Source organism: Alteromonas sp. Mac1, assembly GCF_001562125.1.
GTDB classification, from domain to species: Bacteria; Pseudomonadota; Gammaproteobacteria; order Enterobacterales; family Alteromonadaceae; genus Alteromonas; species Alteromonas stellipolaris.
Window position 1 is genome coordinate 2,182,177 of the sequence record NZ_CP013932.1, and the last position, 24,979, is coordinate 2,207,155.

Sequence of the window (24,979 nt, forward strand, 5' to 3'; positions counted from 1 at the left end):
GCTTATTTGCAACGAATGCCTAGCCAAGTTAACGGCATTTAAAAAGTAAAAAGCCCTAATACTAAAACAGTATGTAGGGCTTTGATTTTTAGGTTTTACTTCTAAAGAAAACTAATCTCTAGTCTTCTTTCTTTTCACTGTTCGTGTCGTCTTTGTACTTATCAAACCACGCTAAAATATATCCAACTTTACGTGCTAAGTTAGAAGGTTTAGCTGCGATACCATGATAAGCCCCTTGAATACGCACCAGCGCGCTATCTACACCTTGTAAGCGTAATGCACCATAATATTGTTCGCTTTCAGACATAGGAGTACGTACATCTAATTCACCGGTGAGCACCATGGTAGGCGTTGTTACATTGCCCACTAATGATAACGGCGAACGGTTCCAATATTGCTCGTAATCGTTCCAAGGTAAGTCTGTAAACCAATACTTGCTCATATACGCATAGATATCAGATGTACCAATCATACTTGTCCAGTTTATAACGGGTTTCGCCACTACAGAGGCTTTGAAACGGTCGGTCTTTCCGATGATCCAAGAGGTCAGCGTCCCCCCGCCAGAACCGCCAGTAACAAATAAGTTAGACTCATCCACATAACCTTTGGCAATAGCGGCATCCACCATATCCATAAGGTCGTCATAATCTTGTGATGGATAATTTTTATCAATTAAATTAGCGAACTCTTCACCTTGAGAAGTAGACCCACGAGGGTTGCCATATAAAACAACATAACCAGCAGCAGCCATTAATTGTATTTCTGTTGAGTAACTGGGGCCATACGCAGTGTGAGGCCCGCCATGTATTTCTAAAATTAGCGGGTATTTTTTCTTAGGGTCAAAGTTAGGAGGGGTAACCAACCAAGCTTGTAAGTCTCTATTATCTACACTGCTTTTTAGTTCCAACAATTCTGGTTTATTCACTGTTATGTGATCAAACACATCACCATTTAAATCAGTCAGTTGTTTAACCTTCCCTTTACTGGTCACTATTGCAAGATCAGCAGGGCGATCGCCCATTGAAGCGGTATAAACAACACTGCCTTTAGGAGTTACATCGTAATCGCCCGATGTGTACGGCCTACCTAAACTAGTGCCACCTAAATCACTTGTTTTCGTTGAAATTTTACCTGACAAACTAACATAGGCGACACTTTTCTTACCCATATCATCATAGCTAAAATATACCCCTTTACCGTTGTCAGCCCACTTAATTGCACCGACAGAGCGGTCTAGCTCACTAGTCAGGTTTTCGATGCCCGTGCCATCTGAATTCATTACATATAAATGGCTTAGCTGATTTGATTTTCCATTATCTTCATTACCAACAAAGGCAATTTTATTACCGTTAGGGCTTAAATGAGGGCTTCGTTCAGGGCCACTCATATCAGTTAATTTAGTCACCTTTGACGTTTTTACATCAATGCTAAACAGATCGCTATTAAGCATATCGAAATCAGCTTCGTCGCTGGTGTTAGCAGAGATAACGATCTGTTGACCATTGTCAGACCATGCAATGGTACCGGCGTGGTCATGTTCCCCAGAAGTAATTTGTCTTGGCGTTCCGCCAATGGTTGGCACAACATATATTTGCATGTTGCCGGGGCGTTTCATTCCCACGCCGTCTCGTTGGAAATTGGTTTGGTCGATATACTGTGGGGTTTCTGCCCACTTAGCGCCTTTAGGCTTAAAATCTAAATTAAATAACGGTTTGGCTTTAGTGGGTGTAAACATAGCAAAAGCTAAATATTTACCGTCTGGTGAAAAACTCATACCGCTCGGGCGCATTGCGACATCGGTTACGCGAGTTGTGCTATTTGATGCTAAATCTTTTAGATAAACTTGAACCTTACCTTCTTTACTTGAAAGGTAAGCCATTTTAGCGCCATCAGGTGAAAACACAGGATTAAAGTGGTTTTTACTGTCAGAAAGAATAGGCAGATGAGCACTTCCATCTAAGGCTATTGTCCACAGATTCCGTCGCATTGAATCTGTCATAATATCCATGCTACGACGCTCGTACACAACATGTTTGCCATCAGGTGTTACCACTGGGTTTGCAGCATACTCAAGATTAAATACGTCTTTTAAAGACAAAGTATTACTTGCTGATTCGTCTGCCAAAACCGAATGGGTAGTTAATAATGTGCTTATGACTAGTGTTAACGCCGACTTGCTTAAACATCTCTTATTCATGGCTCGTTTGCTCTAATTGTTTTAATTCGATAAATAGAATGACTATTGAAGGTCTAACATAGCTTATATAACAGTAGAAATACCTTACCTTTGATGTAAAAAGTAGTATTTATAGGTTGAATTTCATATTCTGGTCGCGCTCAGGGTTTTCTTCTTTTAGCTAAGAGACTGTAGCTGTAAACGGCAACATCTTCTACGCGAGCAAATTCGCATTACTTTACGGCCTAAACCGTTAAAACTAGAAAAGAGCGCTTAAATAATAAAAAACAATTTTGGGGTACGTTGCAGTTACTATAAGAATTCGGCCCAAATAACAGTATTAATGGAGAACACATGCATCAACTTAGACGCCTCACTTTTACCGCTATTGTAGCTTTTTTTAGTTTTCCGCTACTGGCAGCTTCTAATGTGATAACAAACGAACAAAAACAAACTGCGAACGACCTTATAGAAACTGCGCTGAAAAGTGACTTAGGTATGGACATCGTGACATCGCTGACCACAGAAATAGGCCCTCGATTGGGAGGCTCTGAAGCTGAGAAACGCGCGAGAGACTGGGGGGTAAAGTTAGGCGAACGTTTGGGGTTCGACAACGTCAGTATCGAACCATTTACGATGCCTTTTTGGGATAGAGGGCATCTACACATATCGCTAACCTCGCCTTACCAGCAGGACTTATACGGTACTGCTTTAGGTGGTGGCGCTCCATCAAAAGAGAGTATTGATGCCGATGTAGTATATTTTAGAGATATTCACGCATTATCAGATGTTAAGGATGGCAGCCTTAGCGGAAAAATTGCTTTTGTCGATGGCGACAAAATGGTTAAAAGCCAAACCGGCGCAGGTTATGGCCAAGCCAATCAACGTCGAAGAATTGGCTGGCAACATGCGCAGCGTGGTGGCGCTAGCGCATTGGTGGTTCGCTCTGTCGGTTCAGACTCACATCGATTCCCGCACTCAGGGATGATGAGTAAAGACGGTGACAAATGGGCAGATATTCCAGTTATCGCTATCTCAAATCCTGACGCTGATCACCTTCGCCGCTTACATGGTTTAAGCAAGCCTATAAGTCTTTCACTGCATTCAGAATCAAAATGGAAAGGCGAAGTGAAAAGCGGAAATGTTGTTCTCGATTTAGTGGGAAGTGAGAAGCCTGAAGAAATCGTACTTATTGGTGGCCATCTAGACAGCTGGGATTTAGGCACTGGCGCAGTTGACGATGGCGCAGGCGTTGCTATCACTACCGCAGCTGCCGCGTTGATTGCTAATTTACCGACTCGCCCCAAGCGTACTATACGGGTAGTAATGTTTGGAGCAGAAGAAGTGGGACTACTTGGTGCATTCGCCTATGCAAAACAACATGATGCGAACCTACAAAACCATGTTTTGGCAACCGAATCTGACTTTGGTGCGCAAACTATTTGGCAACTAGTATCGAACGTCAACCCAGAAGCTACCTTGCTGATGGATGAAGTAGGAAAAATATTGTCCCCTCTTGGCATAGTGAGAGGAGGATCAGATGTTCCCGGCGGTGGTCCTGACATCATTCCCTTGGCTAAAAAAGGTGTACCGACCATTCGATTAAACCAAAATGGACAGGATTACTTCGATTTACATCATACGCCTGATGATACGCTTGATAAGATTGATCCCGATGAATTAGCGCAAAATATTGCCGCTTATGCAGCAAGTATATATTTAATTGCTGATTCAGATGTGGCATTAAAGCCTTAGGGTGGCATAAGCGGGCTAGGACTGAGTTAGTACAACTGAGCAACTCTCCTACCCGCTTATTATCCTCCTTCATACAAAGAGAATATGAGAAATGATTCTCTCCAATGACTTGAAGCTTCAATCACGGAATCAGGTTAAATTTCGCGCTTTAACGCTCGCCAAGCTTGTTCAATAACCGTTCCCGTCTACCCTCGTAAACGTCATAGCCATCGTAATCCGAAGAAGCTAGCGCTAATGCCTTATTCACCTGCTCCAGTGCTTTTTCAAACTGGCCTGACTGCTCATAGCCATAGGCAAGACCATTGTATGCATCCGGCGCATTGGGATAACGTTCAATACCGTACTGAAATAGCTTTATAGCTTCATCGAAATCTTGTTCTGACACGAAGTGATAACCTAATTCTCTTATTACCCATTCCGCCGCTTCGATTTTCTCGCCTCGTTGCTGTGATACCACTTCGTAATACTTTTCAATCGAGCTCAAATCACCATCATAGTCTTTCGGGCGCATATACTCTGAGTAAAATAAACTGTAATACGCTTTAAAGCTTGCTGCATTGGTCACAAGGTTATGAGGTACGTCATTGAATACATCGTTATGCCACCGTAGTCCCTCCGGCTTGTTTTTACGGATATCTGAAATCATCGCATCGTAATAAGGGCGCATGGGCGCACCTTCGTTGCCAATAGCGGTATAAAGGTAATGATCGAGCTTTTTATTATTCTTTATGAACTCAACCGTAGTCTTTGCCGTTGCACCATGTGCCCACCATACTGCAGCACTGTAAGTTAAGGCAGCATTGAACAATTCAGGCGCTTGCTGCATTGCATACAATGAGAAAGCGCCTGCAGCCGATGCACCTGCAATAACTCGAAAATCATGCACCCGATATTTACTTTCCACCATCGGCATCAATTCTGAAGTGATAAATTGTAAAAACTTAGCACCTCCGCCGCCATAACCCACGGGACCATTGGGGTCTTTATTTACGTTAGGGTATAAATCCCGAAGACGGTCGGTGTTTTCGATTGCCACCACAATAACTTCTGGCGCCGCCCGCTGAGATTGCAAACTTTCAAGAACCGCATTCAACATGACGAGCGTAGTAGCGCCATCAAGACGGTAAATAATAGGGTATTTTTTATCTGGGTTTTCAGCATAGCTTTTAGGGAGTTGAACAACCACAGTGCGCTCTTCTAATAATACCTTCGATGTTAGCTTTTCGGTAATTAGGGTGTAACTGGAGCTTTGTGTTTCATCTTCTACAGAAGCATCTTGCCCATAGGAGATTGGGCTGATTGATAGTAGAAAAAAACATAGTACCTTTATTCGCTGCAGCGCCATGAAAGTTAAGTCCTTTTAATGCGTTATGATAAATTGTGCTATTTAATTACGTTACCACAAAATCAACGGGGTCGGAAAAGGAGGCGAACAAGGATGTGGAAAAAGGTGCCATAGGAAGACAGAAATGAGAGCCGATCCCCCCAGGCGAGCGACTTTTCATTTGAGCGGGCTGGACGCTTGAGCCACTTGCAAATAAGTGATTAATCATTAATCTATCTATTAAGTGAACAAAACAGTGAGTGTTGAGCATGAGACCTGAATTAATCTTTTTACTGCCCTTGGCCTTGATGATAGCCGCTTTTTTTTACGCTCAGCATCACCGTAAAGCTTCAAAGAAACCTTGACAAGGTTCACTGTGATGGTGAAATGCGTAATTTTTACTGAGTTTAACGCCTAATACGATAAAGCTTGGCTCTCCACGCTTGGCGGTTTAAATAGCTGGCACTGAAACTAAAAGCGAAGTCATATTATTTACAGAGGCTAAGCGTTTCCACTGAGCTCTTATTTAGAGCCCTTATTAAGAACTCTTACAAAAAGCCTTTTCACTAAGCGCCTAGCCAGAGCGCGGATGCTTCGATTTAGCTTTGTGTTGATACATACGTTTATCTGCCAACGATATACATTCTGAAGGCACCTTAGTCTCAAGGCTTGTTGCAATCCCAAAGCTAACGCCCGCATCACTCCATTGCTTGCTAAGCTCCATTGAAACATTCGATACTATTGATAAGGCGCTATCAGCCACGTTTCGGGTTTCTCTGGTCGAATCGGCTTGCAATACCCCTACAAACTCATCGCCTCCTGAGCGGAAGATATCTCCCAAAAAGTAAAACGATTGTTGCAATAGGCTCGCAGCCTTAATAATAAGTTTGTCGCCTTCATCATGACCGTGTTTATCGTTAATGGCCTTTAAACCATCTAAATCGATGAAAATAATAACGTAGTAGTCATCTAAGGCTTCAATGCATTCTGTTAGAGAAAATCTGTTACCAAGCTGAGTCATTGAGTCTATGCGCGATAAGTACTGGTTTCGATTGAACTCCTTTTGCTTTAATTTAAACCACTCAGTTAAGCTCAACAAAATACATAAGCAATCTAGCGACAATGCAAATATAACAACAGATTCGGGGTACGCTAGCTCACCGAAATACTGGCTGTGAGCAGCAATGTAGTAGCCAAGTGATGCACTGTAGAGTAGATTGCCTGCCAAAAAATATTTCGCGCGGAAATCTTGCTGTCTAATCATGCTCACACCCACCGCTATGGTCACCACTATCCAGAACATAGCCAATAAGTGAGATAGTAAATATGCGATAGAAAATGGCATAAACCACATGCCAACGCCTAATACAACGCTTACTAGACTCAAAGTCTTAAGAAATTTGAACAATTTTTTGTGGTCGGTTTTGCACTCAAATAAATCTGAGACAAACTGAGCAGCACAGGCAATAGCGAAAGGAAAAAGTAGCATTCCCCAATAACTGGTATTGAATGGGAAATGTACGATATCACCAAGCATTCCAGAAGCTGCCATCCAGCCAATAGCATGAATACCCAAATAACCTGCACAGGTTAATGCTACTCTTTTCCTCGTCCCAGAATAGATGAGCAAGGCCAGCAAGGACAAAATGAACATGGTGGTAATGCCAGCTATGGAAATACCGTTATTAAATTTTTGGAAACGATAAAACTCTGTACTGTCTAACACAGTAATGGAAACTGGCGTAGGAAACTGCTTGGCCTTAATAAACAGCCATAATTCTACTCGCTCATTTGCCATAACGGTTTGCACCGTCACGGCTTGAAAATGAAGCACCGGAGGCGTGCTGTCATCAAGAAGTTGAGAGAAGACTTGAGTGCTAAGTTCAGGCTGAACAGGCGACGAATATGAAGCTAAACCAACATCAATGAAGTTGGCATTAACGACAACAAAGTACTGCCCTTTTTGCGAAATATCTAAGACTACTTTGGTGAAGTAACTTCCCGACTTCCCGCCCAGTGATGGCACAACCGGGGCGTATTCATAAGCCTCTTTTAAAATTGCGAGCTTATTTTTTGATTCGAGATTTGATGTATCAAAAGAGTAATCTAATTCGTGCCACACATTAGCATCAGCGATTATACGCTTATCATCAACGACTGATATAGGTTCCTGACCAAATGCGGGGACTACCACCAGTATGAGGAGAAAATAAAAAACACCCAAATGAAAGTAAGAAAGCAAAATCGAACCTTGTCTGCAGGTAAAAGGGCAACAAAACTGTTACTTGTCCTATATCAAGCATAAACCTGCTTGCTCAGAATACATAATATAAAAGAGGAAATTTACTTTTTATACGCAATATTCTGTAAGGCAATAGCGACACACGAGCTCTTAACGCAGTATTAATTTTGCTTCAGCCTACTTATTAGCTAAGCATAAATACTTTCAACCGTAGTATTAAGCAACCAACGTAAAAATACTTTAGTATCTCTGTTGTTGTGAAATTGAACTGACTTTTGACACTCTTTATCGGTAAAAACAACGTTGAAGTTATTTACTGAGATTGTCGAAATAGGAGGAAGTGTACGGAGCGAAGCGCCGTTAATAGTATGAGACATATAATTTTTCTTTGTATAATAATATTGCTAGTTTTTTATTCGTTTTAAAATTCCTTTCAAAATTCTGTTCTTATCAAACCAAAAATAAATAAAAATATTAGTACTGCACAATTAAAAAAGGCTAAGTAGAAACTTAGCCTTTTGTCGTTGTATTTTAAAGTTCTACTTAAAGAACAACAACGTTTGCAGCTTGAAGGCCTTTTTGACCTTGTTCTACGCTGAAGCTAACTGCTTGGCCTTCAGAAAGAGTTTTGAAGCCGTCAGAAGCGATTGAACGGAAATGTACGAATACGTCTTTACCGCCACCGTCTTGAGTAAGAAAACCAAAACCTTTATCTTCGTTGAACCATTTAACTGTGCCGTTTACTGTATCAGACATGTTTGTAACCTTATATATTTGAAGTAATTGGTGAAATTCACCGGATAGCAATAGATTTAACTTACTAGTAACGCAAATGTATATCTATTAAAACTTCGATAAAACTGAAGAATAAAAGGGTACAACGCAGTAGTAGAAAAAGCTTTTAATTATCTAAAGCGGGCGTAATGTACATCTTTCAGTCAGGTAAGTCTACCGATATCGCTATTTATTTCACTTACCGTGCAACATATTGCTGTACAACTTTCATTACAATTGGCCACATACCGTAACCCTCGTGCCCTCCCCCCGCATATACCTTCAATTCGCGGCGCAAGCTCGGCTTAAAACTTACTTACGTATGTTGATAAGATCGTCAAGTTATTTACTACATCAACCTCGCCGCCTTAAAATAGACAATATTGGAATGTGGGGCTTTTAACTATCCTTTTTTGCTAGCGGTTTAACGATAGGCGCTTGCAGCCATTGTATTTGCGCCATAGTGTCTCATTCCTTTCACATACCCATAGTAAACTGATATATATGATGTCCTTAGAAGGACGGGGAGAATCGAATGAGAATGCTACACACCATGCTTCGTGTTGAGGATCTTGATGCGTCTTTGCACTTCTACACTAATTTGATGGGCATGAAGCTGCTAAGAAAGTCTGAAAACCAAGCTTATGAATACACGCTCGCTTTCGTGGGTTATGGTGAAGAAACTAACACTACCGTACTTGAACTCACTTATAACTGGGGCGACAACACCTATGAAAAAGGCACGGCTTACGGCCACATCGCCATCGAAGTAGACGATATTTATCAGTTCTGCGAAAACCTAGAGCAAAATGGCTGTGATGTATACCGCAAGCCAGGCCCCGTAAAGGGCGGCTCTACTGTCATTGCTTTTGTTCGCGATCCAGATGGCTATGCCATCGAACTTATTCAAACAAAACAATAAGTCTCTATTTTAAAATACAGCGGCCCTATTAATAAGGATATTGCCCTATCATGCTAAAAATTCGTCACGCTCTACTTACTTTCTCGCTTTCTATCTCGATTTTTGCAAGCCCAGTACTATTGGCGAAAGACTTCGATGTTATTGCTCATAGGGGCGCGTCAGGTTATCTGCCTGAGCACACATTAGAAGCCGCCACGCTTGCTTTTGCCATGAACCCTGACTTTATTGAGCAAGATGCGGTTATTACTAAAGATGGGATTGCTGTGGTCTTGCACGACATACACTTAGAAACAGTAACCAATGTAGAGCAAGTATTTCCAGAGCGTGCACGTAAAGATGGTCGCTTTTACGCCTTAGACTTCACGTTAGCTGAGCTTCGCACTCTGCAAGTACACGAACGAGCGAACAGCAAGGGTGAACAAGTTTTTACAAAACGCTATACAGGGAATACGGCAAATTTTACCGTGGCAACCTTAGAAGAACACTACGAGCTTATTACTCAGCTTAATCGAGAGTTCAATACCAATGTAGGGGTTTATACGGAAGTAAAATCACCAGCGTGGCATAACGAACAAGGAGTAGACGCTAGCCAGATTGTGATTGCATCACTAACACGATTTAATCTTGCCAATAAAGACGCCAACAGTTACTTGCAGTGTTTCGACTTCGATGAAATAAAGCGCATTAGAAAAGACCTAAACTATGCGGGAAAAGTGGTCATGCTAATAGGTGAAAACAGTTGGGGAGAATCAACCACAGACTACGATTGGATCAAAAGTGAAGCAGGCATGAAAGAAGTGGCAAACTATGCCGACGGTTTAGGCCCCTGGTTAGGTCAACTACTAGACCCACAAGCGATGGAAGCAGGTAAATTAGTACCCGCATCCTGGGTTGAGTATGCCCATTCAGAAGGTTTCATTATTCATCCCTACACGTTCCGTCAAGATGCCCTTCCGCCAGGCATGACAGCAGAACAGCTTCTTTCTACCCTTAAACACGTGGTGAACGTAGACGGCGTATTTACCGACCATGTGCCGCCGGTAAAAGCCTGGCTTGAAGCACAAGGCGAATAGCAACAACAAATATATTATTCACTTCACGAAAAAGCGGCCATTAAGCCGCTTTTTCAAATTTGTTTATATTTTTTACTTAGATTTTAGATAACCCTAAGATTTAGATAACCGCACTACTACCCTTCTATTTTGCGCTCGCGACTCTCGGGTATCGTTATTTGCTATATGGCGCTTCTCACCGTGCCCCGTCAGTTGAATTCTGTCATCGGGCACGCCTATGGTAGTTAAGTAGCTTTTTACTTCATTGGCTCGGCGTATAGATAATTGTTCGTTGTTCCATCGCCCGCCATAGCTATCGGTATAGCCATCAAGCAATACTAACTCTAAGTCGCTATCTTCTTTTAGGTATTCCCCAATCATTGTTAGGCGCTTTTGAGAATACTTAGTCAGTTCGGTACTGTTTTTCTGATACGACAACACCGTATAGGCAATATCGTCGAAGTTGTAAGGCAATAAGTTAGACACACACTTAACGAAGTCTCGATACACCTTCGAGAAATTACTGGCGTTTAATGCAACACTCACTTTATCGTATTCGTTATACCAGTCTTGATAATAAATGGTAGGCCAGAAGCCTTTTTCGAGTTCACTTAGCATAGTCCATGCAGCGTCTTGCGGAAGGTCACCGTTATATTGCGTGCGCAATGTCATATCGGCGATGGTTTTAGGCGCTACACCCGGCATCCACTTTGGCGGTACAGAATAAACAGCAGCTACATCGAAGCGGTTAGGCAATAAATGCATGTCTAGCTCAAATTCCATATTAAGCCGTTTAGAAGCCACGCTTGTAAACATGGCATCGCCGTAACCGGGTAAAGGATGGTTCAATGTACATTGCAAACGCGATGCATCAACCACTTCCCAGTTAGACGTTTCTACCGTAGCAGAATACTGACGCATAGCACCGCTTGCGACCGTAGTAAAAAACAACGGAATAAGTAAACCGAATTTACGCTTCACAACTATACCCACTCAACTGATAAACCATACCTAACGAAAAGGCGCTTACAGAATATATCGTCCTTAGTGTAGAAAAGTTTAGCCTTCTATACCATTAATACCATCAATTATGCCCTCATTTCAGGTTTCTAACGCCCCACATTGAAATTCAGGCTGGATACCGTGGGTTATCCTTGCCATAATCCCAGCACTTTTTGTAGCATTTCTATGTTGATACAGCTTTGTTACGTAACCAAAGAACCTGCTAAGAGAAACTATGTCTGAGTTGCACCACTCCCTTCCTCATCGTTTTAGGGGCTACTTCCCTGTTGTTATCGACGTTGAAACCGCCGGTTTTAATGCTGGGACCGATGCCTTACTTGAAATTGCTGCCGTAACGGTAAAAATGGAAGAAGATGGTCTGATTTATCCCGACCAAACTTTTCATTACCATGTCGATCCTTTTGAAGGCGCGAACTTAGAGCCTGCAGCGCTAGAGTTTAACGGCATTGACCCTCACTGTGCCCTGCGCGGTGCCATAGAAGAAAGTGAAGCAATGAAGTCGTTGTGCAAAGGTATTCGTAAAGCGCAAAAAGATGCGGATTGCCAGCGCTCGGTGATTGTGGCGCATAACGCCACCTTCGACCAAAGTTTCGTCAACGCGGCTATCGCTCGTTGTAATATCAAACGCACGCCTTTTCACCCCTTTGTGTCTTTTGATACCACCAGCCTTGCTGGTTTAACGTTAGGCCAAACTGTTTTGGTTAAAGCCTGCCGTGCGGCAGGTATTGAGTTTGATCAAAAAGAAGCCCACAGCGCATTATATGATGCGCAAAAAACCACGGAACTGTTTTGCTTTATGGTAAATCGTTACAAAACATTGGGCGGCTGGCCCTTAGCTGGTGAACCTATCAGCCCTGATGAGCCTTGCTGATAAGCAACGTCTGAAATACTGCCTTGGCTGCAATCGCTTCAAATTAAAATTTATTCAGTAGAAATAAAAAACAGCGCCGAATGGCGCTGTTTTAGTATTAGGTAGACGTATTTGCATAAAGCCTGTTTAACAAGCCTGAGTGCTTACTTTTAAGGCTTTTGTAGATACTTTCGGCCTATTATAACTTTTCAGCCTCTGCTGCAAGGTACTTAGCTACGCCCTCTGGTGAAGCGTCCATACCCGCTTTACCTTGTGTCCAACCCGCTGGGCAAACTTCGCCATGATCCTGATGGAATGCAAGTGCATCGACCATACGAAGCATTTCGTCTACATTACGGCCTAGCGGAAGGTCGTTAATTACTTGATGACGTACTAGGCCTTCTTCATCAATCAGGAAAGAACCTCTAAATGCCACGCCATCTTCTGGATGCTCTACATCATACGCCTGACAAATTTCATGTTTCACGTCGGCCACTAACGTATATTGAACTGGACCAATGCCACCTTCGTTTACAGGCGTATTTCGCCATGCGTTATGAGAAAACTGTGAATCGATAGAAACCCCAATCACTTCTACGCCGCGTTTTTTAAATTCTTCAAAACGCTTATCAAAAGCAATAAGTTCAGATGGGCAAACAAAGGTAAAATCTAGCGGGTAGAAAAAAAGTACCGCTTTTTTGCCTTTGATGGTTTCAGATAGTGAAAATGAATCAACTATTTCACCTGAACCTAATACTGCAGCAGCGGTAAAATCCGGCGCTGGACGGCCAACTAATACACTCATGAATATCTCCAATTTATATAAAAACTAAATAATAAGTAAAACGTCTTTTCACTGGGCGTTTTCTAACTCTCTTTATTGGTACTTTATCTTAGATAACAAGCGGTAACGCACTCTACTTCTGCTAATTTTTCAAGATTTATTCACTCATCGTACCAACGGCCACCCTTTTTGATGATTTCTTGAGTGTGAATACGACTAAATCTCACTTGCATTAGAATGAAATAGCAATTATTATCATTTACAGACTTATTTGGAGTGTTTTATGTTTGTATGTATGTGTTACGGCGTTACCGATAAAAGCATACGCGCCGCAGTACAAGGTAATGGCGTAGGTAACATGCGTGAATTGCGTGAACATATGGAACTTGGTTCCCAGTGTGGCAAGTGCATCCAAATGGCACAACAGATTATCGATCAAACCATCATCGATGATTCTATGTTTAAAAACGTAGGCTAGCCCTTTCTTTTTTCCTAGGTATTTTCCTAGTTTCTATTTTTTAGGTCTTATTTTTTAGATTCTATCCAAAATTTATCTGACCTTCTATTTCAATCAACTTTTGTGTCGTTAATCAACACTGTATTCCAATCCTAAATAATAGAATGCGCCATTAATTCCCCCAGGCGATGTTGGCGGATATAAAGCCCCCACTTCCCCACTAAATGGATTGCTATCAGGTTTTGTATCAAATAAGTTTTGCACACCTAGCGTAACTCGCCACGCTGGTGAAAAAAACCATGCTACTTGCGCATCTGCCGTTAGCGTGTCGCTTCCAAAAATATCCATTCCCGCTGAAGCATCTAAATGGTCTTCGTAGTATTTGCCGTAGTAGTTTGCCCGCCACGTAAAATTAAAGTCACCAATGTACTGTTCAAGCGTCAAACTGCCTCTGTGTGCTGGCAAGTTATCTTCTAGCATTCTAATACGCTGTGTTGTCAGGTTTGGCATTAAGGTTATCTCACCATCAACCATGGTGGGATACAAGGTCACCCGCTCTACTTGTGTGTCTGTCCAATTGTAAGCTAACAACAATGTCTGCTTCCAATCTTGTACCATGAAGTCGTAGTGAACCACTAAATCGACCCCTTGGGTTTGGGTATCAAAGTCATTGGTGAAAAATTTTGCGGCATTGTAGTTCGCCGCATCGTCGCGGCCGTTCGCACTAAGCACTTGGATGTCTGCCTCACTAAGCGGTATTGCTGACGTGGTACTGATCCTGTCCATTAAACGGATATTAAAATAGTCGAGGGTTGCGAAAAAGGTATCACTTACGTGCATCACCGCACCTAAACTAAAGTTAACCGACTCTTCTGGAGTGAGCGGTGTTGCACCTAGCTGTTGTGATATCAAATCAGTGGGCGGCAGTGTGGCTTGGTCTTCTAGTCCATTCGCGCTATAAGCCGTGGTGACATTAATCACATTACTTTGACCAACCGTCGGCGCTTTAAAGCCAGTATTGATAGAGCCTCGAAGGGCAAATAAGTCATTAACCTTATATCGCGTACTTAGCTTACCATCAAAGGTAGAGCCAAAATCAGTAAAGTGTTCAACGCGGGTGGCTACACCAAACTGCCATGCTTCACTTAAAAAAAACTCCAAATCTATGTACACCGCCCAATTACTTCTGCTCCAGTGCCCTGCAGATTGAGGCTGGTAACCAGGAAATCCGTTCGAGCCAATGCTGAACCCTTGCGATGCCCCCGTTGTGGAGTCGAAAGCAAGCGAGCCTGCGGCATAAGAGGCATCATCACCGGCTTTTTGAAAGTAAGTTTCTCTGCGCCATTCTGCGCCCATAGCAATACTAATTGGCTCTTCAAATACGGATTGAATTAGCTTTGCGAAATCAAGATTAAACGTACGCTCTACTTGGCTAACTGAGCCTGGAGAAAAAGAAAGTGGCGAGTCTGGCCCGAGGGAAGGATTAACGGTGCCAGACAAACGGTAAGCGATATCTGAGTAGCCAACACTGGCGCTTAAATCCATCGCCCAGCCATTGTCTAATTCCGTTTTGACGCCAGCAAATACAGAGGCATCAGTAATTGTGCCACCAAATTGTGGGGTAAACCCACCAGGAAACCACTCGTTAAAGGCAAAGCAGTTCGCACCAAGTGCCGTGGTGTTATCGGCAATACGCAAATAATCGGGGTTATCCAATACATTAGTATCATCAAGGAAAATGGTGGGGCAGCTAATCCCCTGCCCTATACCGTCTAAATCCCCAACCAATAAGCGACTTTCGCTCGTTTCTTCGTTTGTTTCAGAAAAAACACCTTCTCGGGTTTGTGGGTTACGAAAGTAAAAACCGCCACTTATTTCACGATGGGCATAAGTTGCTAACGCGTAACCTTCGTAGTTAGGCGAAATATCCCACCCAGCATTTACCGACATTTTCATGTCTTCATTAACGTCTAACGCGCCCCATATTTGCGCAGGGCTGCTTATAAACGTATTACCCGCATCAATGAGGCCTTGTGCATCATCACGCTGAACAGAGCGTGATGTGCCTTGTTGCTGTCGATATTCTACCGTGGCGTTCAAGAAGCCGTTTTCACCTAAACGAAAGCCTTTATTAGCCTGTATCTGAAATAACTCACCATCACCTTCAGAATAGGTACCCGTTTTAAGTGCGACGCTGCCCCCTGAATCACTATCATCAAGTACGAAGTTAATCACGCCAGCAATTGCATCTGAACCGTATTGTGCCGCAGCACCATCTCGTAAAACTTCAATTTGTTTTAATGCATAAGCAGGGATAACCGAAATATCCGGCCCCTGTGCGCCATCAGATAAGCCACCGCCAAGAAAAGTAATGACTGCCGAGCGATGTCTGCGTTTACCGTTGACGAGCAGTAATGTGTGATCTGACGCCATACCTCGTAAATTAGCAGGTCGCACTAAACTGGTAGCATCATTAATTGGCTGGTCGTTTACGTTTAAAGAAGGCACCATGGTGCTTAGCATCGACAAGGCATCGCTGTTGCCTTGTGAACGTAACGATTCTGAGCCAATAATATCGAGTGGCACGGGCGATTCGACCACACTACGAGGAGAACTTCTGGTACCCACTACAGCAATACGCTCAAGTGCATTACTCGTGTCTTCTTCTTGAACCTTCTCTTCACCCTCGTCTTTTCTATTTTGAGCAACTACATCACTGCGAGAACGAATACTGACTTGCCCAGCACTGTCGGTCACCACGGCAAGCTCGGTGCCATCAAGCAATTTTGATAAGGCTTCGTTAAGGGTGAAGTTACCCTCTAAAGAATTGGTTTTAACCGTTTGCGCTAAGTCGAAAGGAAATAAGAGTGTGGTATTAGCTTGCTTTGCTAGTTCTGTTAGCGCGTCGTCGGCATCTTGGGCTGGAATTGAAAACTGAAAGGCCGTTTGATTAGACTGCTTTATTGGGCTTGGCGCATTTTCTTGTTTGCTACGTTGACCAGCTTGAGACTCGGGCTCTTGCGCGTATGCGCCCTGAATGGGACCAGCACAAACGGCTAACACAAAGCAAATACTTGCCTTGCGCACACTGTTATAGCTGCGCACTACTGCACGATAAAAATTGGCCGAACGCAAATGATGCAAGATGAGAAATCGTACTTATTATCTGTTTTATTATATTGTCACAATAGTTAAGCTTATGCCAAGAAATGCAAGTGCATTGCTTTTATAAGACAAGCATTAACCTTAAAGCATTGCTTTTGACCATCAATCGTGAGTTATCTACGAGTTAGCACTTTGATGGCTCTATAGTGGTCCTACTCTAGGCTTAAACTAGCCTCGGGAAACCGATAACTGAATACTGGTATCAGATACTTTCTCGTATTCAATATTAAAACTGTTTTTAAGGGCCGCTAGCAAGCCATCGATATCACCCACCTTAAAGTAGCCAGCAACACGGCGGCTTTTAAGTGACTCGTCAGAAATCTGGAAATGTACTTGCGTATATCTGCCAATTTCAGCAAGCACGGCTTCTAAGCGCTCACCTTTAAACACAATCATGCCTTGCTGCCATGCTAAGTCATCATCGATATCATTTTGCGATAAACTTTCACGGGCATCAACATCGCCTTTAACTGTGGCTTTTTCACCCGCAAACATAAGCAGGCCTTCACCTTCAACGGGTGCTTTGGAAAACAATGATTGGTTACTACTGAATGCACTGAATCTGTCTTTAACTAATACCTTTCCGTCGGTTACCACTAACTCAAAGGCATTATCGTCAACATATTGCATGTTAAACGCAGTACCCACCGCTGTAACCGTATTATTTCCCGCGGTTACGGTGAAAGGTCGGGTGGTATCGTGCGCGACTTCAAAATGCGCCTCGCCTTTTAGCAAGACAATGTTTCGCACATCGTTAGAAAAATCGACGGTTACCCGTGAATTTGTGTTTAATAGTAATGTGGAACCATCAGAAAGCACGAGGTTTCTTTGCTCACCAATACCCGTTTCAATTTTTTCAGACATGTGAGCCACTACATTTGGCTCTTCAAGCCAAACACGGTCAACCACAACACCTACCGCAATAGCCATCACTAAAAACGCGGCGGCTACGCTCATGCGAGCTTGAGTGACTATGCCCTCACGGCGGTTATTGCGATTGTGGGCTCTGGTTTCGGTTTTGTTCTGATGACGAGGAAACAAGCCACTTAACTCGTTAAGTACTGACATGTCATCCCACAAGCTTGCGGCCTCCATAAGCGCCTTGCGATGATTTGGGCTTTCGGCAAGCCACGCATCTAGCTGTGTTTTTTCGTCTTCGCTAAGTTCACGATCGAGACGGCTTATCCATAAGCAGGCTTGCTCTTGGATATCTTCTTTGCTGGAAAACTGACGAATATTGTTCATGTTAACTACGGCTTATGTCCTGAGTCGCATTACGAGATGTGCGCACGGGGGCGTCATCTTTAGATAGCTCGGCTAAATATTTCGAGCACAACATTAATCCTTTAGCGACATGCTTTTCTACCGTACTCTCGCTTAAACCAACGAGTTCTGCGATGTCTTTTTGGCGCATGCCATATACTTTTTTAAGTAAAAATACCCGCTTAACATCCGCAGACAACGTATCTGTCGCTCGGCAAAAGTGGATGAAGCGTTCCTTACTTTCTACATTTTTTTCTAGGCTATAACCCACCAGTTCGTGGGGTAAAATGTCCATGTCATCAATAGGCTGATTATTTTTATTTTCGGCTCTGGCAACATGGTTTAATGCTAAGTTACGTGCTGTTTTCAGCATGTATGTGCGTTCAAAGCGAATCTCTTGATTCATCTCAGCTTCATAACTTTTTATGAATGCTTCTTGAACGATGTCTTCTATATCGTCGGCACCCACAATAGTACTCACCGCACGCATTAGCTTTGCGCGATATTTTAAGAAGGATTCGGTGACTGTCGACTTTCTGGTCATATTAAAATTTTGCAGGTGTTTCAAATTGCTTACAGTTATTGAACCATCATGCCAATTAATTGGTCTTCTTGCACGATGAAATCTTATATTTTTAGCATTTAGAGAAATAAAAGGAGGCGAACGCCTCCTTTTACCTGGTTTCCGTTTTTAGAAAGTGTATACACCTCTCAGGTAATAGAAACCGCCATTGATACCGATGGGAGACGTAGTCGGATACAATGAACCTGCAATACCTGCATATTGTGTGTTTTCATCTGGGTACTCATCAAACGCGTTTTTCGCACCCACTGTTACGGTCAGCTCTTCTGTGAAGTTATAAGCCATTTCCAAATCAATCGTGATTTCAGACCCTACTTTATCGATAGGTAGTGCTGAATCTAGATGATCTTCATAGATGCTACCGAAATAGTTTAGGCGAGCTAGGAAGCGCCAGTCACCATTCGTATGGTTAGCTGTTGCACTGTAGCGTACTGCCGGAAGGTTATCTTCCAACATGCGGATGCGTTCAGCTGAAATATTATCAGATGCTCTATCTACTTCGGTGGACGTCCAGTTGTACGCGAGCGAGAACTTAGTTTCGCCTTCAAACATGTCCATACTGTAGTTTGCTACAACATCCAGACCTTCAGTAGTCGTATCGAAGTCATTAGTGAAGAAGCTAATTTCGCTGAAGCTAGATGCATCGCTAATACCTTGATCGAGCAAAATCGCAATATCTTCATCAGTAAGCGCAATACCAGAAGCAGTACTGATTCGGTCAGTCAATTCGATGTTGTAGTAATCAGCTGTAATGAACAAACCGTTATCAAAGTCTGCTACCACACCAAACGTGATACTTTCAGATTCTTCCGGAGTAAGCTGCTCACCACCTTTAAGTTGTGATACAGGATCGGTAGGAGGAAGCGTAGCACGGTCAATAAGCTTGCCATCAGTACCAAACGCAGTTGTTACGTTACGAACGTTACTTTGACCCAGCGTAGGTGCTTTGAAGCCTGTTGAGAAAGCACCACGGAATGCGATGTTTTCAAGTGCTTGCCAGCGGAATGCTACTTTACCTTTAGTAGTATCACCAAAGTCTGAGTAATCTTCGTAACGAATAGCACCGGCTAACATGAAGGTTTCAGTGATGTACGCTTCTGCATCTACGTAGAACGCGATGTTATGACGCGACACTAGACCTTGGCTGTTTGCCGCTAAACCAGGGAAACCATTTGAACCAATGCCAAAGCCTTGTGAGGCTAGTGGACCAATCTCGTAAGATGCGGTATCACCTGCAAAACTCTCGTAGCTTTCATGACGGTATTGGAAACCACTTGCTACAAATAACGGCTCATATAAGCCAATTTCGAAAGGTTTAGTGAAATCTACGTCAAGGGTTTGCTCTGACTGCGTGTAACGACCAGGGCTAAACTCGAAGGGTGTATCGGGACCCAATGAAGGGTTAATAGTGTTGCTGATAACAAAATCAACTTCGTTTTCACCCAAGTTCAAGCTTACATCGTAAGTGATGTCGTTCGCTAACTCGCCACGGGTTCCAAATACCAATGACATATCGGTGACCGTTCCACCGAAACGCGGTGTGAAACCACCTGGTAAAATTTCGTTGAACGCGAAGCAATCAGGGTTATTAGCCACTTCATTGATGTAACGTTCATTAGTTAACACGTTGTCACCAGGCATAATGTCGGTAGGACAGTTGCCTGACAAATCATCAGTTAAATCACCTACCAACAAAGAGCCATCATCAGCCGCGTAAACACCGCCACGAGTGTGCGGGTTACGGTAGTAGAAACCACCTTCTACTTCACGCTCAGCGAAGTTACCGAACATATAGGCTTCTGCGGTATCGCTTAGCTCTAATCCTAAGTTAGCGAATAGTTTGTAGTCGTGCTTAATTTCAGGAGAACCCCAGATTTGCGCAGGGTCGGCAACAAAGGTATTACCACCAGCCACTAGGCCTGCCGCATCATCGCGCTGAACACTGCGAGAAGTATCATCGGCAGTTCGGTATTCTGCAGAAAGGTTAATGAAACCTTTGTCAGATAAAGGCATACCAATATTACCAGACAACTGAATCATGTCGCCGTCACCTTCGTAATACGAGCCGTAGCGTGCTTCAAATGAACCGCCTTCCGACGCATCGTTTAATACGAAGTTAATAACACCGGCAATAGCATCTGAACCATACTGCGCCGCAGCACCGTCACGTAATACTTCAATTTGTTTCAAAGCCGCTGCTGGAATAACCGAGATATCAGGGCCTTGTGCACCATCAGACAAGCCACCACCTAGGAATGTGATTACAGCAGAACGGTGACGTCGCTTACCGTTTACTAGCACTAGGGTGTGATCTGATGCCATACCACGAAGATTAGCAGGGCGAACTAGGGTAGATGCATCATTAATAGGCTGGTCGTTAACGTTAAACGACGGAACTACCGTTTGCATCATAGAGACAACATCGGTGGCACCCTGATTTTTAAATTCTTCATCAGAGATGATATCGATAGGTACTGCAGACTCAGCGACAGAACGTGGTGCTGCGCGTGAACCTACAATAGCGATTTGTTCATAATCTTCTGCGCTCGCTTCTGCAGCATCGGCCGCTTCTTGGGCATGTACTGGCGCGATGGCCATAACAGAAAATGCCGCTGACGCAGCAAGTACGCCTCGAACGTGTTTGGTCAATAAAGACAAAGATGTATTCATAGTGGTTTCCCGGGATTTTCCCCCTGTCACCTCTACGCTTTAATGAACGTAATAAGTGCAGCGAGTGATAGTTATTTTGTACCTTTAACACTGACCATATACTTGTCAGCACCCGTTTTTTATAAGATGTAAACTCCTATAAAACAAACGTTTTTGCACAAAATAATTATTTATTTTCAGACCATAGAGGATTTTGTTTTCTGGTCTGTCTATTAGTATTTACGGGAATTGAAAGTGGTGTAATTTTGCGGGTTTTTAATCAAAAAAGCCGGCTAATTGCCGGCTTTCTAATCTTATTCTTCAGTCTTGTGTTTTTCTGCCGTTTCTTTAATTAACGGCTGCAATTCGTTTTGCTGAAACATTTCCATAATGATATCACAACCACCTACTAACTCGCCGTCTACCCATAATTGTGGGAAAGTTGGCCAGTTCGCATACTTTGGTAATTCAGCGCGAATATCTGGGTTTTGCAAAATGTCTACATATGCGAACGGTTCACCACAGCCCATTAGTGCTTGTGATGCTTGTGAAGAAAAACCACAACTTGGCAGTTTAGGAGAACCCTTCATATATAAAAGAATAGGGTTTTCTTCAATTTGTTGCTTAATTCTGTCTACGGTGGATTGTGTTTCAGTGTTATCCATCAGGTCCTCTCAGCGGAAAAGTTATTCCCTATAAGTGGGAATGAGCGTGTAGAATTCAAGGGTAATATTATCATAGTTTCTTGCGGGGGTTTATACTCACCGCACCTGAAAAAGGTATTTATATGACCTGTGATGCTCACACCAATTGTGGATGACAATAATCTCATATAGCCTAGTCGTATTGGTAAGATGAAAGTGATCTTATATCTTACGCTGATATTACTTACTATCAGTACCCCAGTTTCTATCGTTTGCGAAGTGGCTATACGCATCATCATCTCGCTTTCACGATAAGGGGATTTGAAAGGCAATTATTATAACTAGACAAGAATTTAGAATTTTCATAAATTTGTCATTGAGTTATACAAATTTGCCCCTACATCTACAGCATGCTTTTGCTATTATAAAATAAGCATCTTAGATAAAGTATTTATACAGGCTCGTTGAACAGGCATTGCGAGCTAAAATTAACGTTGTTTAAAAACATTAAACCAACACGGAGACCGATATGGCTTTTGAATTACCAGCATTACCATACGAAAAAAATGCACTTGAACCGCATATTTCTTCTGAAACGCTGGACTATCACTACGGCAAGCATCACGCTACTTACGTTACTAAATTAAATGGTTTAGTTGAAGGTACTGATTTGGAAAGCAAAAGCCTAGAAGAGATCATCAAGTCTTCTGAAGGCGGTGTTTTCAACAATGCAGCACAAGTTTGGAACCACACGTTCTACTGGAACTGCTTAAGCCCAAATGGCGGCGGCGAACCTACTGGTGCACTTGCTGATGCAATTAATGCAAAATGGGGCTCATTCGCTGATTTCCAAGCTGCATTCAATGACAAAGCAGTGAACAACTTTGGCTCTAGCTGGACGTGGTTAGTTAAAGCTGCTGACGGCTCTCTAGACATCGTAAATACAAGTAACGCTGAAACACCAATTTCTGGTGACGAGCTTACGCCTGTATTGACTGTTGACCTTTGGGAACACGCTTACTACATTGATTACCGTAACGTGCGTCCTAAGTACCTAGAAAACTTCTGGGCACTTGCTAACTGGGAATTTGCTAGCGCGAACTTCGCGTAATCATTTTCAGATAAATTTTAAAAACCCGCTGATGCGGGTTTTTTTATGCCTATCATTAAATAATATACAGACTTTTAAGTAATACTAATGGGTGTATTTGACTCTATTTAAACGAAAAAATTCCATTTTTCGTTAGACCAAACATTTCACGTCTATACAAAAGTTTACTATGATTTTTGTTTCCTATTTCTAAATACCGACTAAGCTGAAATTACGGGCAACCGTTTTTTTAAGAGGTATTTATGGGTATTTTCGAACATTACCAAAACCGATACGAAGAACGAAAGCAGGAAGAGTTTACCATTGAGGAGTTTCTTGAGATTTGCAAGGACGATGCAGCAGCTTACGCAAATGCGGCTGAACGATTGCTAAGTGCCATTGGCGAGCCTCAAATGATAGACACCGCGACGGACCCCGCACTAAGTCGCATATTTTCAAACCGCGTTATATCTCGCTACCCCGCGTTTGATGAATTTTATGGTATGGAAGAAGCTATTGAGCAAATAGTCTCTTACCTAAAACATGCCGCACAGGGGTTAGAAGAGAAGAAACAAATTCTCTATTTATTGGGCCCAGTAGGGGGCGGTAAATCGTCGTTAGCTGAACGTTTAAAAGAACTAATGCAACATGTGCCGATTTATACCATTAAAGGCTCTCCGGTAAATGACCATCCTTTCTGCTTATTCGACGCCAAAGAAGATGGCCATCTACTTGAGCAAGAATATGGCATCCCAAAACGCTACCTAAAAACCATTATGTCCCCGTGGGCGCGCAAGCGTTTGCATGAATACAATGGTGACATTACAAAATTCAAAGTAGTGCGTGTTTACCCTTCTGTGCTCGATCAAGTGGGTATTGCGAAAACTGAGCCTGGCGATGAGAATAACCAAGATATTTCAGCCTTGGTAGGTAAGGTAGATATTCGCCGGTTAGAGCAATACGCACAAAACGACCCAGATGCCTACAGCTACTCAGGTTCACTGTGTAAAGCGAATCAGGGCTTAATGGAGTTCGTAGAAATGTTTAAGGCACCTATTAAAGTGCTACATCCGCTGCTTACTGCCACCCAAGAAGGCAATTATAACCCTACCGAAGGTTTTTCAGCGTTGCCTTTTGATGGCCTGATTTTAGCCCACTCAAATGAATCAGAGTGGCAAACCTTTAGAAACAACAAGAATAACGAAGCCTTCTTAGATCGAGTTTATATTGTAAAAGTACCTTACTGCTTACGAGTAAGCGAAGAGATACATATTTACCGCAAACTGCTAGATAGCAGTGAACTTAAAGGGGCACCGTGCGCGCCAGATACCCTTGAATGCTTAGCGCAGTTCACTGTGCTTTCAAGATTGAAAGAACCAGAAAACTCAAGTTTGTTCTCAAAAATGCGGGTGTACGACGGCGAAAGCTTAAAAGATACCGATCCTAAAGCTAAGTCGTACCAAGAATACCGCGACTATGCCGGCGTAGATGAAGGCATGGAAGGGTTATCTACCCGCTTTGCGTTTAAAATACTATCCCGTGTATTTAACTTCGATCATCAAGAAGTTGCGGCCAACCCTGTCCATTTGTTCTATGTGCTTGAAAGACAGATTGAGCGTGAACAATTTCCGCCTGATTTAAGTGAGCAATATTTAGAATTTTTAAAAGGCTACCTCATACCAAAATATGTTGAGTTTATCGGTAAAGAAATTCAAACCGCGTATTTGGAATCTTACTCAGAATACGGGCAGAATCTTTTTGACCGCTATGTGACCTATGCAGATTTTTGGATCCAAGATCAGGAATATCGTGACCCTGAAACCGGTCAACTTTTTGACCGCGCTTCGCTAAATGCTGAACTTGAGAAAACTGAAAAGCCTGCGGGAATTAGCAACCCTAAAGACTTCCGTAACGAGATTGTGAATTTCGTACTTCGCGCACGGGCCAACAATGGTGGCAAAAACCCATCGTGGACGAGTTATGAAAAACTACGCACTGTGATTGAAAAGAAAATGTTTTCCAACACGGAAGATTTGCTGCCAGTTATTTCGTTCAATACCAAAGGGTCGGCCGACGAACAGAAAAAGCATGACGACTTTGTGAATCGAATGACGGAAAAAGGCTATACACAAAAGCAAGTCAGACTATTGTGTGAGTGGTATTTACGAGTTCGTAAAGCCTCATAATGGGCTATTTACTCGTGGTTCACCCTATGACAAGCAGGTG

At 42.8% G+C, this 24,979-nt stretch carries 19 protein-coding genes; 7 read left to right on the top strand and 12 right to left on the bottom strand.

From position 1 onward, the window contains the following. Positions 1–118: 118 nt before the first annotated feature. Positions 119–2,197 carry a S9 family peptidase gene (locus AV939_RS09290; protein WP_057793101.1) on the bottom strand — a complete coding sequence of 693 codons (2,079 nt, stop codon included), beginning with the start codon at positions 2,195–2,197 and terminating at the stop codon, positions 119–121. Between the two features lie 333 nt (positions 2,198–2,530). Between AV939_RS09290 and AV939_RS09295 the strand changes: the two genes are divergently transcribed. After that, positions 2,531–3,931: a M20/M25/M40 family metallo-hydrolase gene (locus AV939_RS09295; RefSeq protein WP_057793103.1), complete on the top strand. Its 1,401-nt coding sequence runs from the start codon at positions 2,531–2,533 to the stop codon at positions 3,929–3,931. Positions 3,932–4,079: 148 nt separating this feature from the next. Here the strand turns inward: AV939_RS09295 and AV939_RS09300 are convergent, their stop codons facing one another. From AV939_RS09300 to cspE, 4 genes are all read right to left on the bottom strand, one after another. Next, positions 4,080–5,276 carry an alpha/beta hydrolase-fold protein gene (locus tag AV939_RS09300; protein ID WP_057793105.1) on the bottom strand — a complete coding sequence of 399 codons (1,197 nt, stop codon included), beginning with the start codon at positions 5,274–5,276 and terminating at the stop codon, positions 4,080–4,082. Between the two features lie 553 nt (positions 5,277–5,829). Then, the gene (locus AV939_RS09305) at positions 5,830–7,497 is read right to left on the bottom strand and encodes a GGDEF domain-containing protein (protein WP_057793107.1); all 1,668 of its coding nucleotides are present in this window, start codon (positions 7,495–7,497) and stop codon (positions 5,830–5,832) included. Between the two features lie 188 nt (positions 7,498–7,685). Next, complete coding sequence (locus AV939_RS09310) at positions 7,686–7,874, bottom strand: hypothetical protein (protein ID WP_013784965.1); 189 nt, start codon at positions 7,872–7,874, stop codon at positions 7,686–7,688. A gap of 166 nt (positions 7,875–8,040) precedes the next feature. Then, complete coding sequence (gene cspE, locus AV939_RS09315; protein WP_013784966.1) at positions 8,041–8,253, bottom strand: transcription antiterminator/RNA stability regulator CspE; 213 nt, start codon at positions 8,251–8,253, stop codon at positions 8,041–8,043. 553 nt (positions 8,254–8,806) lie between these two features. Here cspE and gloA point away from each other — a divergent pair. Both gloA and glpQ read left to right on the top strand, forming a co-directional pair. After that, positions 8,807–9,193 carry a lactoylglutathione lyase gene (gene gloA, locus AV939_RS09320; RefSeq protein ID WP_057793110.1) on the top strand — a complete coding sequence of 129 codons (387 nt, stop codon included), beginning with the start codon at positions 8,807–8,809 and terminating at the stop codon, positions 9,191–9,193. Positions 9,194–9,243: 50 nt separating this feature from the next. After that, positions 9,244–10,266 (top strand): glycerophosphodiester phosphodiesterase, encoded by a 1,023-nt coding sequence (gene glpQ, locus AV939_RS09325; RefSeq protein ID WP_082604949.1) that lies wholly within the window; start codon positions 9,244–9,246, stop codon positions 10,264–10,266. Between the two features lie 93 nt (positions 10,267–10,359). On the opposite strand, the gene AV939_RS09330 is transcribed toward glpQ, so the two are convergent. Further along, complete coding sequence (locus AV939_RS09330; protein ID WP_057796280.1) at positions 10,360–11,166, bottom strand: flagellar protein MotY; 807 nt, start codon at positions 11,164–11,166, stop codon at positions 10,360–10,362. A 316-nt stretch (positions 11,167–11,482) separates the two neighbouring features. Between AV939_RS09330 and rnt the strand changes: the two genes are divergently transcribed. Further along, the gene (gene rnt, locus AV939_RS09335) at positions 11,483–12,139 is read left to right on the top strand and encodes a ribonuclease T (RefSeq protein ID WP_057793112.1); all 657 of its coding nucleotides are present in this window, start codon (positions 11,483–11,485) and stop codon (positions 12,137–12,139) included. Between the two features lie 178 nt (positions 12,140–12,317). Here rnt and AV939_RS09340 read toward each other — a convergent pair whose 3' ends face one another. Next, a complete protein-coding gene (locus AV939_RS09340) occupies positions 12,318–12,923 on the bottom strand; it encodes a peroxiredoxin (protein WP_057793114.1) in 606 nt (201 codons plus the stop codon). Positions 12,924–13,185: 262 nt separating this feature from the next. Between AV939_RS09340 and AV939_RS09345 the strand changes: the two genes are divergently transcribed. Beyond that, on the top strand, positions 13,186–13,380 hold the full coding sequence (locus tag AV939_RS09345) for a bacterioferritin-associated ferredoxin (protein WP_013784972.1): 195 nt from the start codon (positions 13,186–13,188) through the stop codon (positions 13,378–13,380). Positions 13,381–13,488: 108 nt separating this feature from the next. Here the strand turns inward: AV939_RS09345 and AV939_RS09350 are convergent, their stop codons facing one another. The 5 genes from AV939_RS09350 to AV939_RS09370 form a co-directional block, all read right to left on the bottom strand. Then, positions 13,489–16,323, bottom strand: a complete 2,835-nt coding sequence (locus AV939_RS09350; RefSeq protein WP_057796282.1) for a TonB-dependent receptor — start codon at positions 16,321–16,323, stop codon at positions 13,489–13,491. 369 nt (positions 16,324–16,692) lie between these two features. Next, positions 16,693–17,769, bottom strand: coding sequence for a FecR family protein (locus tag AV939_RS09355; RefSeq protein WP_061997591.1), 1,077 nt, complete (start codon positions 17,767–17,769; stop codon positions 16,693–16,695). A gap of 1 nt (position 17,770) precedes the next feature. Further along, the gene (locus AV939_RS09360; RefSeq protein ID WP_013784975.1) at positions 17,771–18,331 is read right to left on the bottom strand and encodes an RNA polymerase sigma factor; all 561 of its coding nucleotides are present in this window, start codon (positions 18,329–18,331) and stop codon (positions 17,771–17,773) included. Positions 18,332–18,478: 147 nt separating this feature from the next. Further along, positions 18,479–21,040, bottom strand: coding sequence for a TonB-dependent receptor plug domain-containing protein (locus AV939_RS09365; protein ID WP_057793120.1), 2,562 nt, complete (start codon positions 21,038–21,040; stop codon positions 18,479–18,481). A 293-nt stretch (positions 21,041–21,333) separates the two neighbouring features. Then, complete coding sequence (locus tag AV939_RS09370; RefSeq protein WP_013784977.1) at positions 21,334–21,684, bottom strand: Grx4 family monothiol glutaredoxin; 351 nt, start codon at positions 21,682–21,684, stop codon at positions 21,334–21,336. Positions 21,685–22,192: 508 nt separating this feature from the next. On the opposite strand from AV939_RS09370, the gene sodB reads away from it, so the two are divergent. Together sodB and AV939_RS09380 are read left to right on the top strand one after the other, a co-directional pair. Further along, a complete protein-coding gene (gene sodB / locus AV939_RS09375; protein WP_013784978.1) occupies positions 22,193–22,774 on the top strand; it encodes a superoxide dismutase [Fe] in 582 nt (193 codons plus the stop codon). A 242-nt stretch (positions 22,775–23,016) separates the two neighbouring features. Continuing rightward, positions 23,017–24,939, top strand: coding sequence for a PrkA family serine protein kinase (locus tag AV939_RS09380; RefSeq protein ID WP_057793122.1), 1,923 nt, complete (start codon positions 23,017–23,019; stop codon positions 24,937–24,939). The last annotated feature ends 40 nt before the right edge of the window (positions 24,940–24,979 follow it).